The organism is Tritonibacter sp. SIMBA_163 (genome assembly GCF_046535935.1).
Lineage (GTDB): Bacteria > Pseudomonadota > Alphaproteobacteria > Rhodobacterales > Rhodobacteraceae > Epibacterium > Epibacterium scottomollicae.
The window spans coordinates 430,967-444,279 of the sequence record NZ_JAWJBP010000002.1 but is presented as its reverse complement, the minus strand read 5'-3'; the positions used below and the strand labels follow the sequence as shown (position 1 = coordinate 444,279).

The window sequence follows — 13,313 nt, the reverse complement described above, 5'->3', positions numbered from 1 at the left end:
CATATAAAATTCGAGGTCTCGACATGACCCATTCCGTCGCAATTCTTGGCGCATCCGGCTACACCGGCGCCGAACTGATCCGGCTGATTTCCCAGCACCCATCCATCGAGATTGCCGCCCTCGGCGCTGAGCGCAAGGCAGGGATGGAGATGGCAAATGTCTTCCCGCATCTGCGTCACCTTTCGCTGCCAACCCTCTGCAAGATCGAGGAAATCGACTTCTCCAAGATCGATCTGTGTTTCTGCGCACTGCCGCATAAGACCAGCCAGGAGGTGATCGCCAAGCTGCCAGCGGATCTGAAGATCGTGGACCTGTCGGCGGATTTCAGGCTGCGCGATCCGGATGCCTATCAGCAATGGTACGGCAACCCGCATGCGGCTCTGGCCCAGCAAGAAGAAGCGGTCTACGGCCTCACTGAATTCTACCGCGACCAGATCAAGGATGCGCGGCTTGTGGCTGGGACGGGCTGCAACGCCGCCACCGGGCAGTTCGCGCTGCGGCCGCTGATTTCTGCCGGTGTCATCGACCTTGATGAGATCATCATCGACATGAAATGCGCGGTCTCCGGCGCCGGGCGGGCGCTCAAGGAAAACCTGCTGCATGCGGAGCTGAGCGAGGGCTGCAACGCCTATGCGATCGGCGGCACCCACCGGCATCAGGGCGAGTTCGAGCAGGAGTTCTCGGCTCTGGCGGGACGGCCCGTGCAGATCCAGTTCACTCCGCATCTGATCCCCGCCAACCGGGGCATTCTGGCCACCACCTACGTCAAGGGGGATGCGGAAGCGATCTATCAGACCTTTGCCAAGGCCTATGCGGATGAGCCGTTCGTGGAGCTGCTGCCCTTTGGTCAGGCGCCCTCGACCCATCACGTACGCGGCTCCAACTTCGTGCATATCGGGGTGACCGCAGACCGGATTTCGGGTCGTGCCATCGTCATCGCGGCGCTGGATAACCTGACAAAAGGTAGCAGCGGTCAGGCCTTGCAGAATGCCAACCTGATGTTAGGTGAACAGGAAACAGCCGGGCTGATGATGGCGCCGCTGTTCCCTTGAACAAGAGGTCCAGATGAAGTCCCTGAAAAAGCAGCGGCGAATCCAGGTCATAGCGCTTGCGACTGTCGCATTGGTGGGGTCCACCGTGTTGATCGGCTATGCGATGCGCGATGGGATCAATTACTTCCGCTCGCCGAGCCAAGTGATGGATGAGCCACCGCAGCCGACCGAGACATTCCGCATTGGCGGTCTGGTCGAGGAGGGGACGCTGACCAGAGGCCAGGGAGAGGCAGTGCTGTTTTCAGTGACCGATGGAGGTGCCAGCGTGCCGGTGACATTCACCGGCGTGCTGCCGGATCTGTTTGAGGAAAACCAGGGTATGGTGGGCACTGGACGCTATGTCGACGGTGTTTTTCAAGCCTCTGAAATCCTTGCCAAACATGATGAGACCTACATGCCCAAAGAGGTCGTGGATGCGCTCAAGGCACAGGGGGTCTATCAAGGCGACGACAGCTGAGTGTTGCGTCGTCGCCGTACGCTCCGCGCACCGGATCTCAAACCCTCATAGCTAGTGTCTCTACCAAACCATTGGTGGAGACCCCGGCATGGATGTGGCCCAGATCGCCCGAGAGATTGTCGCCCGCGAAGGCGGCTATGTGAATGACCCTGATGATCCCGGCGGGGCGACCAATCATGGCGTGACCATTCACACCCTGCGACGCCTTGGCCTGGATCTGACCGGCGACGCTCAGATCGACACGCGCGACGTCAAAGCGGTGGAGCCAAGCGATGCAGAAGCGATTTTCCTGCGCGAGTATTTTCGTCGTCCACGCCTGCATCTGCTGCCAGAACCACTACAGGCCAGCGTGTTTGACATGCATGTCAATGCGGGCGCAAACGCGGTGCGCATCCTTCAGCGGCTCTTGTGCGACATGGGATATGACGTTGCGGTCGACGGGGCGATGGGACCGCAAACCGCCAAGACGACACAGGCAGCAGGGCGCATCAACATGGAGGCGCTGGTCAACGCCTACGGGATCGCCCGGCGCAACTACTACTTCGACCTTGCCGACCGTCGTCCGCGCAGTCGCAAGTATGCCCGCACGCGGGCGGGCGGCAAGGGCGGCTGGATACGCCGTGCCGAGGAATTCATCGCCCCGCGCTACCACCTGAGTACGGAAGAGTTTCAATCCCGCACGGCCAACTGGCGCTGAGGAGGTTTCATGTTGTCAACGCTTTGGGAGATGCTCTTTGGCAATCGCCGCAATGTGATCCGCGAGACCGTCGAGGTGTTTCGCGAAAACAGCGAACAGACCGCCGTGCGCGCCCATGACCTTCAGGGCGCCGCATTGGCACAATTCGCGGCAGAATTTTCGGGCACGCGCAAGAGCGGCTTTGATCGGTTCATCGACGGGGTGAACCGGCTGCCACGCCCGATGTTGGCGCTCGGCACGCTGGGGCTGATGGTCGCGGCGATGGTAGACCCGCTGTGGTTCGCCGCACGCATGCAGGGCATCGCCTTGGTGCCGGAACCTCTGTGGTGGCTTCTGGGGATCGTCGTGTCATTCTATTTCGGAGCACGCAGCCAGGCAAAAACGCAGGCCTTTCAAGAAGGCATCGCGCGCAGCCTCGCGCGGGTGCCACAGGCGGTTCACAACATTGAACAGCTTGGAGATGTCGCGCAAGGCTCTGCAAATACGAAGGAAAACCAAAGCCATAGCAATTCGGCCCTGGCCGAATGGCATCAAGAGCGCGGCAACTGACCCGCAGCTGCCTGCGGCGGCGGGACGCGGGCAAATGTGATTGGCGTGGGCGGGCGTCGCGGATATAGAAACAGGTATGATTACAGAACTCGGTCACTTCGCCCTCATCCTCGCCTTCATGATCGCCATCGTGCAGACGGTCGTGCCCCTGATCGGTGCGCATAAACGCTGGCCCGGATGGATGGCGGTGGCGGAACCCGCCGCACAGGCACAGTTCCTGTTCACCGCCTTTTCCTTTGGTGCGCTGACCTGGGCCTTTGTGACCTCGGATTTCTCGGTGCGGTTGGTGACGCTCAACAGCCACTCCGCCAAGCCGATGCTCTACAAGATCTCCGGTACATGGGGGAACCACGAAGGCTCCATGCTGCTCTGGGTGCTGATCGTCAGCCTGTTTGGCGCTGCGGCCTCGATCTGGGGCGGCGGGCTGCCGCCAACGCTCAAGGCGCGGGTGCTGAGTGTGCAGGCCTCCATCGGTGTGGCCTTTTTCGGGTTTATCTTGTTTACCTCCAACCCCTTCCTGCGGCTTGGAAATCCGCCGTTTGACGGGCAGGATCTGAACCCGCTGCTGCAGGATCCCGGTCTCGCGTTTCACCCGCCGTTTCTCTACCTCGGCTATGTTGGCCTTTCGATGGCGTTCTCCTTTGCGGTTGCCGCCCTGATCGAGGGCCGCGTTGATGCTGCGTGGGGCCGTTGGGTGCGGCCCTGGACCCTGGCGGCCTGGATCTTCCTGACCATCGGCATCGCGCTCGGGTCCTGGTGGGCCTATTACGAACTTGGCTGGGGCGGTTTCTGGTTCTGGGACCCGGTGGAGAATGCCTCCTTCATGCCGTGGCTGCTGTCCGCCGCGCTGCTGCATTCGGCTATCGTGGTGGAAAAGCGCGAGAGCCTGAAAAGCTGGACCATCCTGCTGGCGATCCTCGCCTTTGGCTTCTCGCTGATCGGCACGTTCATCGTGCGCTCCGGCTTGCTGACCTCGGTGCATGCGTTCGCCAATGACCCGGAACGCGGCGTGGTGATTCTGGCGATCATGGCATTCTTTACCGGCGGTGCATTGGCGCTGTTTGCGCACCGGGCACAGGCGATGGAGGCCAAGGGCGTGTTCTCCATGGTCAGCCGGGAAAGCGCGCTGGTGGCCAACAACCTGTTGCTTGCAGTGAGCTGCTTCGTGGTCTTTGTCGGCACCCTCTGGCCGGTTGTGGCCGAGATGGCCTTTGACCGGAAACTGTCGGTTGGGGCGCCGTTCTTCAACGCCGCCTTCCCGCCCTTCATGGTGGCGCTCGGGCTGTTGTTGCCGGTGGGCTCGGTATTGCCGTGGAAGCGCGCCAAATTTGGCAAGACGCTCTGGAGGCTGCGTTATGCGGCGGCTCTTTCGCTGGCGCTTGCGGGGCTGATCTGGGCGATGCAGGCCGACAAGAGCCTGCTGGGGCCGGTGGGGGCCTTGTTGGGCGCCTGGATCGTCAGCGGGGCCGCGATGGATCTGTGGCAGCGCGCCGGACGATCAGACAAGCTGGCACGCTTGATGCGGCTGCCACGGGCCGACTGGGGCAAATCAGTTGCACATGCGGGCATGGGCGTGACGATCTTTGCGATCGCGGGTCTGACCGCTTGGCAGACCGAGGACATCCGGGTGGCCAACCTCAACGAGCCCTTCGATGTCGGCCCTTACCAGATGGTGCTGACCGATGTGGAGGAGGGGCGCGGCCCCAACTACTTTACCACAATGGGCGTGGTCGAGGTGACCCGCAACGGACGTGACATCGCAACCCTTCGCCCGGAAAAGCGCGTCTACCCGGTGGCGCAGATGCCCACCACCGAGGCGGCGATCGATTACCGCTTCACCCGTGATCTCTATGTGGTGATCGGCGATGCGCAGGCGGGCGGTGGCTTTACCATGCGCACCTATATCAAGCCCTTTGCCAACTGGATCTGGGGCGGCTGCTTGCTGATGGCGCTTGGCGGCCTGCTGAGCCTTTCAGACCGCCGTTTCCGCGTTGCCGCCGGGGCGAAGAAGACCACCGCACAGGGGGTGCCGGCAGAATGATCCGCATGTTCAAGGCCGTGATGGCGGTGATGCTGCTGTCGATGACGCCCGCGCTTGCGGTGCAGCCGGACGAGGTGCTGGAGGATCCGGTGCTGGAAGAACGGGCGCGCGATCTCTCCAAGGGGCTGCGTTGCCTGGTTTGTCGCAATGAGAACATCGACGAGTCCAACGCCGATCTGGCCCGTGATCTGCGGCTGCTGGTGCGCGAGCGACTGGTTGCGGGCGACAGCAATGATGAGGCGATGGATTTCATCGTGGATCGCTACGGTGAATACGTGCTGCTGAAGCCGACCATCCGCGGGGCCAATTGGCTGCTGTGGGCCGCGGGGCCGATGATGCTGGTACTGGCCCTGGCGGTGGCGCTGATGTATCTGCGCAAACGCTCTGTTGCGGGTGGTGCGCCGGAAGACCGTGGGCTGAGCGAGACCGAGCAGGCGCGGCTGAAGGAAATTCTCGACGAGTGAGTGCGCCCGTGTGCGTGCGCGTGATGGATTGCCGGGATCTGCGGGATTTGCTAAGCAGGCTTTGGTCTGCAGTTCACCAAGGCTCCGCCACGCGCTAAACCTGCGAGTTTTCTGACGTCAGTGGACTCCCAATCGGGGTGCCTCTGGACAAGGGCGGACATCCGCATGGCGCAGGCCATGTCCGGCATCCTGAAAACGGAGGACATGATGTCCAAGGATGTGATCCGTCTGACCATTCCCGATGTGTCGGGTTTTGCCAAACAACTGCGTGCCAACCTTCCCGAAAGCCCCGGCCATGTGGAAATGCTGAACCATGTGGCGCGCGCGGCGGGCTATCGCAATTTTCAACAGCTGCGCAGCCAGAACCCGCCCAGCCCGGAGATCGACCGCAAGCGGATCGAGCGCGCGGCACGCTATTTCGACGAACGCGGACGCTGGCAGAGCTGGCCGACCAAACGCGGCGTGCGCGAGCTGTGCCTCTGGGTGATCTGGGCGCGACTGCCCGCGCGCCAGAGCTGGAGCGAGCGCGAAATCAGCGCCCTGATCGACGAGGAAACCCTGTTTCGGGACGCGGCTCAGGTTCGTCGCAGCCTGGTCGAGATGCAGCTTTTGACCCGCGATCGCGACGGCTCCAACTATGCCAGGGTCGAGCGGGCGATGGATCCGCATGGGCTGGCGCTGATGGCAGACCTTGAGGCACGCCGGAAAACGCGGGAAAATCCCGATATTGCCTGACGCGGCGTTTGTCTTTTCGACCCCGGATGCTTAGGTCAACATGCGTATAAATCGAACAGGGACATTTCACGCATGGACTACCGCGACATCCAGTATTCTCTCGACAACGGGCTGGCGACCGTCACGTTGAACCGCCCGCAGAGCATGAATGCGCTGACCAGCCAGATGCGGGCGGAAATCACCCATGCTATGAAGGCCGCCGCCACCGAGGCGCGGGCGGTGGTGCTCACTGGGGCGGGCAGCGCGTTCTGTACCGGCCAGGACCTCAAGGACGCGTCCTCCGGTGGCAGCCAGATTGATCTGGAGCGGACCCTGCGCGATGAATATACCCCGATGCTGGAGGCGATCTATGATTGCCCCGTGCCGACGATTTCGGCGGTAAACGGACCGGCTGCGGGGGCAGGGGCCAACCTTGCGCTGGCGGCGGATGTGGTGATTGCCACGGAGAGCGCCTACTTCCTGCAGGCCTTTGCCAAGATCGGTCTGATGCCGGATGCGGGGGGCAGTTGGTTCCTGCCGCGTCAAATGGGGCTGGCCAAGGCGATGGGCGCGGCCTTGTTTGCGGACAAGATCTCGGCCCGTCAGGCGAGCGATTGGGGCATGATCTGGGAAGCGATCCCGGATGAGGAGTTCGAAGCCCATTGGAAAGCGCGCGCCACCTATCTGGCCACCGGCCCCTCAATGGCCTTTGGCGCCATCAAGCAGGCGCTGCGTCAGTCGACGGGCAACAGCCTGCCGGATCAGTTGTCGCTGGAGGCGCATCTGCAAGGGGAGCTGGGCCGTAGTCGTGACTTTATGGAAGGCGTCACCGCTTTTGTTGAAAAGCGCAAACCGGATTTCGAAGGGCGCTGATCGCGCGCATCGTTGCAGGCCACTAAAAAAGCCGCTCCAACCGGGGCGGCTTTTTTCATTCCAAGCACATATGGTGCCCGTGCGATCAGGCCGCCGTGCTCTGACGCAGGATCAGGTGGCTTTCGGGATCAAAACCGTCACCGACGTTCTCAAGATAGGCCACGACCTCGCCATTGGCGGTGACTTCCACATCGGTGGTGCCATCGGAGTTGAGCACGGTGTCATGTGCCAATTCGGGCGCGACATCGCCGGCGTAGCGATAGAGCATCACGTCTTCATCCACGTTGAAGTCATTGATGGTCGCGCGGTCTCCGGCCTCCAGCCAGTAGCCGACCTCGAAGCGGTCATCGCCGTCGCCGCCGGTCAGTTCGTCACCGGCACCACCAATCAACCGATCATCGCCGTCGCCGCCAATCAGCACATCGCGATTGCCATCATCCACGATGCGGTAGCTTTGATCGCCGACGGTATTGACGCGCTCGCCCTCAAGGAAGTCCTGGCGCAAGGTGATCGGGGAGGAACGGCTGGGGTCAAGCTCAGTTGTGCCGCCATTCAGAAGGTCGTTGCCCGCGCCACCGTCCAGCGTATCGGATCCGATCCCACCATGCAGCCCGTCACTGCCGTAGCCGCCATTCAGGCTGTCGTCGCCCGCGTCACCCTGCAGGTAATCCTGGCCAAGGCTGCCGTTCATAACATCGTCATCGTCACCGCCCATCATGACGTCCAGACCGCTGCCGCCGGTCATCCGGTCATTGCCAGCGCCGCCTTCCTGAATGTCAGCGCCGGCACCGCCCGAGATGAAGTCGTCACCGGAGCCACCATACATGTCATCGGTTCCGTCGTTGCCGTAAAGATCGTCCGATCCTTCGTTGCCCCAAAGCGCATCTGCGCCGGCGTCACCGTTGATTGTATCGTCGCCCGCGCCACCAAAGCCTCTGTCATCGCCGTCACCAAGCGAGATCTGGTCTGAATCGTCGGTCCCGAACACGAGATCAGTGTCATCCGTACCGAGCAACGCGGTGTTGACGTCCACTTTTTCAACGGGATCATCACCGGTGCCAACGTCGTCGTTGTTTCCATCATCATCGCCGTCAAACGCGACGAAGGCGCCAACAACTGCCAGCGATCCAATCAATGCCATCAGCAACATTGTACTACCTCATGAGTACGATTGAGGCATCAAGCCAAAATCGAAATACGGAATTGAGTCCGTGTCGTGGACCCTCAAATTTACGATCTGTTTACTGCAAAAAACCAAAAAAGGGTCAATTTAATGCTTCATTTAGGAAAACTCAAAGTTTCCGTTTTCACAACAATGGCGACCGACCGGTTTTTGCGGCGACCATTTTAGCTGGAACAGGGGGCAGCACAGAAAAACCCCGCCCGGAAAGCCGGACGGGGTCTTGGTAAATCAATGAAACCGAACTTAGCGGTTTTCGATATCCACGTAATTGCGCGGCGTTTCACCCAGATAGAGCTGACGCGGACGGCCGATCTTGTTCTGAGGGTCGCCGATCATTTCTTTCCACTGGGAGATCCAGCCGACGGTGCGCGACAGCGCAAAGATCGGCGTGAACATGGAGGTCGGGAAGCCCATCGCCTCGAGGATGATACCCGAGTAGAAGTCGACGTTCGGGAACAGCTTCTTCTCAATGAAGTAAGGGTCGTTCAGCGCTGTGCGCTCCAGCTCCTTGGCGACCTGCAGGAGCGGGTTGTCTTCGACACCCAGCAGTTCGAGAACCTCATCGGCGGATTGCTTCAGCACCTTGGCGCGCGGGTCGGTGTTCTTGTAAACGCGGTGACCAAAGCCCATCAGACGGAACGGATCGTTCTTGTCCTTGGCGCGTTCGATATACTCCGGAATATTCTCGACCGAACCGATTTCCTTGAGCATTTCCAAGCAGGCCTGGTTGGCGCCACCGTGTGCAGGACCCCAGAGGCAGGCAATGCCAGCTGCGATACAGGCAAACGGATTGGCCCCGGACGAGGAGGCCAGACGCACGGTCGAGGTCGATGCGTTCTGTTCGTGGTCCGCATGCAGGGTGAAGATCCGGTCCATTGCACGGGCGAGGATCGGGTCGACATTGTAGTCTTCCGCCGGAACCGAGAAGCACATGTGCAGGAAGTTCGCCGCGTAATCCAGATCGTTGCGCGGATACACAAACGGCTGACCGATGGAGTACTTATAGGCCATCGCTGCAATGGTGGGCAGCTTGGCGATCAGGCGGATTGCCGCGACCTCACGCTGCCACGGATCTGCGATGTCGGTGGAGTCGTGGTAGAAGGCGGACATTGCACCAACCACGCCAACCATCGTCGCCATCGGATGCGCATCACGGCGGAAGCCGCGGAAGAAGTTGTGCATCTGCTCGTGGACCATGGTGTGACGGGTCACACGGGTTTCAAAATCCTCAAGCTGGGTCGCGGTCGGCAGCTCACCGTAGAGCAGCAGGTAGCAGACCTCCAGATAGTGGGATTTCCCCGCCAGCTGGTCGATCGGATAGCCACGGTGCAGCAGCACGCCTTCGTTGCCGTCGATATAGGTGATCGTGCTGTCACAGCTCGCCGTGGAGGTGAAGCCCGGGTCATAGGTGAAGACGCCCGCCTGAGCGTAGAGTTTGCGGATGTCCAGAACATCGGGCCCCGCCGTCGGCGAGAAGATGGGAAGCTCGTAAGTCTCACCATTCAGGCTGAGCTGGGCAGTTTTCTGTGTGTCGGTCATAGATGTCCCTTCCTGTTACAGGCGCAGAGAGGGCGGGTGGCCCGTCCCGCGCAGCGGGGCGCCCGCACCGATTATAGTGCAGGCGAAGTCCTATCCGAACGGGCTTACCCAGATCTTAACGTCAGATCCCAGCGGGCAATCAGCCTGTTACGTCCTTGAGCCGGGCCAGAGTTTCATCCCGGCCCAGGCAAATCATCATATCGAAGACCGAAGGCGTTACCGCGCGGCCTGCAAGCACAGCCCGAAGGGGGCCAGCCAATTTGCCAAACTTCGTATCTTTGGCCGCGGCAAATTCATTCAGGGCGGCCTCAAGTTCGTCTCGCGTCCAGCTAGCATTTTGCAGATGCGGCGTCAATTCAGTCAGTATACCAAGGGATACAGGATCAAGTGCCTTTTCCGCCTTTGCATCCCGCTCCAATGGGCGTGAAGCAAGCACAAAATGCGCTTTTTCAAGGAGTTCAGGGAAGGTCTTCGCCCGGTCCTTGAGGCAGTGCATGGCAGCTTCGAGCCCGCGTGACTGTACGTCACTCAAAGCGGGCTGATCGGCAGCCGCAAGATAGGCTTCGATTTCCTGCCGCAACGCAGCATCATCAGCAATTGCAATATGTTGGCCGCAAAGGCTCTCCAATTTCTTGGTGTCAAATCGGGCCGGGCTTTTGCCGATTCCACTGAGGTCAAACCACTCTTTGGCCTGTGCATCGGTAAAGAACTCGTCATCCCCATGGGACCAACCAAGACGCGCCAGGTAGTTGCGCATGCCCGCCGCCGGGTAGCCCATCGCCTGGTATTCCTGCGCCCCGAGCGCCCCGTGACGCTTCGACAATTTTTTACCATCTGGTCCATGAATGAGCGGAATATGTGCCCAGACCGGCACGTCCCACCCCATCGCCTGATAGATCATCATCTGGCGCGCCGCATTATTGAGGTGATCGTCACCCCGGATCACATGGGTCACGCCCATGTCGTGATCGTCCACAACCACCGCCAGCATATAGACGGGCGAGCCATCGGAGCGCAGCAGGATCATATCGTCCAGTTGCGTATTTTTGATGGTCACATCGCCCTGCACCTCGTCCCGGATCACGGTGTCGCCATCACGCGGTGCCTTGATGCGGATGACATAGGGTGCGTCAGGATGCTCAGACGCGGGCGTATCACGCCATGGGGACTGAAACAGGGTCGATTTGCCTTCGGCCTTTGCGGCATCGCGGAAGGCGGCGATTTCTTCTTGTGTGGAGAAACACTTGTAGGCCTTGCCCTCGGTCAGCAGTTGATTGGCCACCTCCGCATGACGTGCGGCACCCTCAAACTGGCTCACCACTTCGCCGTCGTGATCCAGGCCCAGCCAAGCCATGCCCTGCAGAATGGCGGCGGTGGCTTCGGGTGTGGAGCGTGCCCGGTCGGTATCCTCAATGCGCAGCAGGAATTTACCGCCACGGCCCCGGGCATAGAGCCAGTTGAACAGCGCGGTGCGCGCGCCGCCGATGTGCAGAAAGCCGGTGGGAGAGGGGGCGAAGCGGGTGACGACCGGTTGGGACATGTGGGGCATTTACCTTTTGGAAACCTTGGAGGGCCTACGTTTGTCGCCTGTGTACCGAGCCAGAAGGCAGGGAGCAAGCGTGCGCATCCTGAGCGCCCTAGATGCAGTGTTGCAGGCCCAGAGGGGGCATTTGTTCCCTTGGGTTCCGGTGTTCTTTGGTCTTGGCATTGGCCTGTATTTTATCGCCCCGGCCGAACCTGATCTTCGACAGTATGGCATTGTTCTTCTCGGGTGTGGCCTGCTCATATGGCCAGCGCGGCGGGGCGACGGTTTTGGTTTGCTGGCTGCCGCCTTGATCCTGGTGGGGCTTGGGTTCAGCTACATGGGCGGACGGGCGCATCAGATTGGCGCGCCGGTTCTGACGTTTCGATACTATGGCGCGGTTGAGGGGCAGGTGGTCGCGGTGGATCGCTCTGCTTCCGATGCGGTGCGGATCACGCTGCGACATGTGCGGCTGGATGATGTCTCTCCGTCACGTACCCCGGCGCGGGTCCGGGTCTCCCTGATGCAAGGCACGGCGCCGGCCCCCGGAGACTGGGTCATGACAACGGCGCATCTATCCCCGCCGCAAGGGCCAGCGGAACCCGGTGGGTTTGATTTTCGTCGCCATGCCTGGTTTTTGCAGCTCGGCGCTGTCGGATATACTCGCGTGCCGGTTCTGCGCACCCAGAGGCCGGAGGCGTTACCCATCGCAACGCTGCGCACACAGGTGTCTGAGTGGGTGCGCAGTGCCATGCCCGACCGGACCGGCGGTGTCGGTGCGGCGCTGATCACTGGCGATCGAGCCCATGTGCCGCGTGCTGTCACGGATGCGTTGCGCGCCAGCAATCTGGCGCATCTGCTCGCAATATCCGGCCTTCATATGGGACTGTTCGCCGGGGTGATCTTTGCCAGTCTGCGCCGCGCCTTTGCATTGTCGCCGATCATCGCACTCCGTTGGCCAATCAAGAAAATCGCAGCTCTTTTTGCGTTGGTGGCGAGTTTTGGCTATTTGCTGCTGTCGGGTGCGAATATCGCGACCGAGCGGGCCTTTCTCATGGTCGCCGTCATGTTGGTCGCAGTGGTGCTGGACCGGCGCGCCATTTCGGTACGGGCCGTGGCACTGGCAGCGATTCTGGTGCTTTTGCGTCGACCGGAGAGCCTGCTGAGCGCCGGGTTTCAGATGAGTTTTTCGGCAACCTTGGCGCTTGTCGTGGTGTTCCGGGGAGTGCAACCGCTCTTTGCGGCGCGACGCGGCGGCTCATGGACGACCTTATGGCGCTGGTGTGCGGGGTTGGTGCTGTCCTCGCTTGTTGCGGGACTGGCAACTGCGCCCTTTGGCGCGGTGCATTTCAACATGGTCTCGCACTATGGCTTGATTGCGAATTTGGCAGCGGTGCCGTTCATGGGCGCAGTGGTGGTGCCTGGCGCGGTTCTTGCAATCTGCCTCGCGCCCATCGGGGCAAGCGGCGTTGGGTTCTGGATCATGTCGCAAGGGATCGGCTGGATCCTCACCGTGGCCGAAACAGTCGCACGATGGCCGGGGGCACGCGGCTATGTTGTGGCGCCGGATGACTGGATCCTTCCGGTTCTGATCTCAGGCGCATTGCTGGTCCTGCTGTGGCAAGGACGGCTTCGCTGGCTGGGCGTGGTGCCAGTCTGCATTGCGTTGCTGGCGTGGCCGCAGTCGCAACGCCCGCAGGTGCTGATCGCTGCGGATGGCGGCCTGATCGGAGTGATGACACAGGACGGCCGTGCCCTGTCGCGTGCGCGCGGCAAGAGCTTTGTCGCCGGGATATGGCTGGAGAATGATGGCGATGGCGTCGATCAGGAACGCGCCTTTGCGCGCGGGCAGGGTGACAGCTCCGCGCGCGTTCAGACATTTGAGTGGCAGGGGCGTCGGTTTATCCATGTGATCGGCAAGACAGGGCTGGCTCAGCTCAAGGCGACCTGCTTACGAGAGGAGGTCATCGTGCTGACAGTTGCGGCTGATCGGCCCGAAGGTGGCTGCGACTGGCTCACTCCGGCCCGGCTACGCGTGAGCGGCAGCATTGCCTATTTCGACGGCGGGAAAATGATTGCCGCGCATCAACGATCGCCACGTCTGTGGTCGCCGCATCGGACTAAGTGAGAGGACATGACGAACCAAAGGGGCCGGCAACGCAAAAAGGCCCCGATCAAATCGGAGCCATTGCTTGCCTAAGACCGCACCGCACAAGCGGCCC

General features: G+C 61.2%; 12 protein-coding genes. 9 read left to right on the top strand and 3 right to left on the bottom strand.

Annotated elements, in window-relative coordinates:
- Window positions 1-23: 23 nt before the first annotated feature.
- From argC to R0J92_RS06005, 8 genes are all read left to right on the top strand, one after another.
- Window positions 24-1,052: an N-acetyl-gamma-glutamyl-phosphate reductase gene (gene argC / locus R0J92_RS06040; protein WP_411051045.1), complete on the top strand. Its 1,029-nt coding sequence runs from the start codon at window positions 24-26 to the stop codon at window positions 1,050-1,052.
- A 13-nt stretch (window positions 1,053-1,065) separates the two neighbouring features.
- Complete coding sequence (gene ccmE / locus R0J92_RS06035; RefSeq protein ID WP_106163577.1) at window positions 1,066-1,509, top strand: cytochrome c maturation protein CcmE; 444 nt, start codon at window positions 1,066-1,068, stop codon at window positions 1,507-1,509.
- Between the two features lie 88 nt (window positions 1,510-1,597).
- Window positions 1,598-2,206 carry a holin-associated N-acetylmuramidase gene (locus tag R0J92_RS06030; protein ID WP_411051044.1) on the top strand — a complete coding sequence of 203 codons (609 nt, stop codon included), beginning with the start codon at window positions 1,598-1,600 and terminating at the stop codon, window positions 2,204-2,206.
- Between the two features lie 9 nt (window positions 2,207-2,215).
- Window positions 2,216-2,755, top strand: coding sequence for a holin family protein (locus R0J92_RS06025; protein WP_411051043.1), 540 nt, complete (start codon window positions 2,216-2,218; stop codon window positions 2,753-2,755).
- 76 nt (window positions 2,756-2,831) lie between these two features.
- Entirely contained in the window at window positions 2,832-4,796 is a 1,965-nt protein-coding gene (locus R0J92_RS06020; RefSeq protein ID WP_411051042.1) for a heme lyase CcmF/NrfE family subunit, read from the top strand.
- Window positions 4,793-5,260: a cytochrome c-type biogenesis protein CcmH gene (locus tag R0J92_RS06015; protein ID WP_411051041.1), complete on the top strand. Its 468-nt coding sequence runs from the start codon at window positions 4,793-4,795 to the stop codon at window positions 5,258-5,260. The genes R0J92_RS06020 and R0J92_RS06015 overlap by 4 nt, the downstream gene beginning before the upstream one ends.
- A 165-nt stretch (window positions 5,261-5,425) precedes the next feature.
- On the top strand, window positions 5,426-5,995 hold the full coding sequence (locus R0J92_RS06010; RefSeq protein WP_411051040.1) for a DUF2087 domain-containing protein: 570 nt from the start codon (window positions 5,426-5,428) through the stop codon (window positions 5,993-5,995).
- Window positions 5,996-6,067: 72 nt separating this feature from the next.
- A complete protein-coding gene (locus R0J92_RS06005; protein WP_411051039.1) occupies window positions 6,068-6,847 on the top strand; it encodes an enoyl-CoA hydratase-related protein in 780 nt (259 codons plus the stop codon).
- An 85-nt stretch (window positions 6,848-6,932) separates the two neighbouring features.
- Here the strand turns inward: R0J92_RS06005 and R0J92_RS06000 are convergent, their stop codons facing one another.
- From R0J92_RS06000 to gltX, 3 genes are all read right to left on the bottom strand, one after another.
- Window positions 6,933-7,988, bottom strand: coding sequence for a calcium-binding protein (locus R0J92_RS06000; protein WP_411051038.1), 1,056 nt, complete (start codon window positions 7,986-7,988; stop codon window positions 6,933-6,935).
- Between the two features lie 285 nt (window positions 7,989-8,273).
- On the bottom strand, window positions 8,274-9,569 hold the full coding sequence (gene gltA / locus R0J92_RS05995) for a citrate synthase (protein ID WP_106163584.1): 1,296 nt from the start codon (window positions 9,567-9,569) through the stop codon (window positions 8,274-8,276).
- 139 nt (window positions 9,570-9,708) lie between these two features.
- Window positions 9,709-11,109: a glutamate--tRNA ligase gene (gene gltX / locus R0J92_RS05990; RefSeq protein WP_411051037.1), complete on the bottom strand. Its 1,401-nt coding sequence runs from the start codon at window positions 11,107-11,109 to the stop codon at window positions 9,709-9,711.
- 79 nt (window positions 11,110-11,188) lie between these two features.
- Here gltX and R0J92_RS05985 point away from each other — a divergent pair, with 79 nt between their 5' ends.
- Window positions 11,189-13,219: a ComEC/Rec2 family competence protein gene (locus R0J92_RS05985; protein WP_411051036.1), complete on the top strand. Its 2,031-nt coding sequence runs from the start codon at window positions 11,189-11,191 to the stop codon at window positions 13,217-13,219.
- The last annotated feature ends 94 nt before the right edge of the window (window positions 13,220-13,313 follow it).

Coding starts and splice junctions, on each gene's coding strand:
- argC (WP_411051045.1), top strand. CDS start 24: ATGACCCATTCCGTCGCAATTCTTGGCGCATCCGGCTACACCGGCGCC.
- ccmE (WP_106163577.1), top strand. CDS start 1,066: ATGAAGTCCCTGAAAAAGCAGCGGCGAATCCAGGTCATAGCGCTTGCG.
- R0J92_RS06030 (WP_411051044.1), top strand. CDS start 1,598: ATGGATGTGGCCCAGATCGCCCGAGAGATTGTCGCCCGCGAAGGCGGC.
- R0J92_RS06025 (WP_411051043.1), top strand. CDS start 2,216: ATGTTGTCAACGCTTTGGGAGATGCTCTTTGGCAATCGCCGCAATGTG.
- R0J92_RS06020 (WP_411051042.1), top strand. CDS start 2,832: ATGATTACAGAACTCGGTCACTTCGCCCTCATCCTCGCCTTCATGATC.
- R0J92_RS06015 (WP_411051041.1), top strand. CDS start 4,793: ATGATCCGCATGTTCAAGGCCGTGATGGCGGTGATGCTGCTGTCGATG.
- R0J92_RS06010 (WP_411051040.1), top strand. CDS start 5,426: ATGGCGCAGGCCATGTCCGGCATCCTGAAAACGGAGGACATGATGTCC.
- R0J92_RS06005 (WP_411051039.1), top strand. CDS start 6,068: ATGGACTACCGCGACATCCAGTATTCTCTCGACAACGGGCTGGCGACC.
- R0J92_RS06000 (WP_411051038.1), bottom strand. CDS start 7,988: ATGGCATTGATTGGATCGCTGGCAGTTGTTGGCGCCTTCGTCGCGTTT.
- gltA (WP_106163584.1), bottom strand. CDS start 9,569: ATGACCGACACACAGAAAACTGCCCAGCTCAGCCTGAATGGTGAGACT.
- gltX (WP_411051037.1), bottom strand. CDS start 11,109: ATGTCCCAACCGGTCGTCACCCGCTTCGCCCCCTCTCCCACCGGCTTT.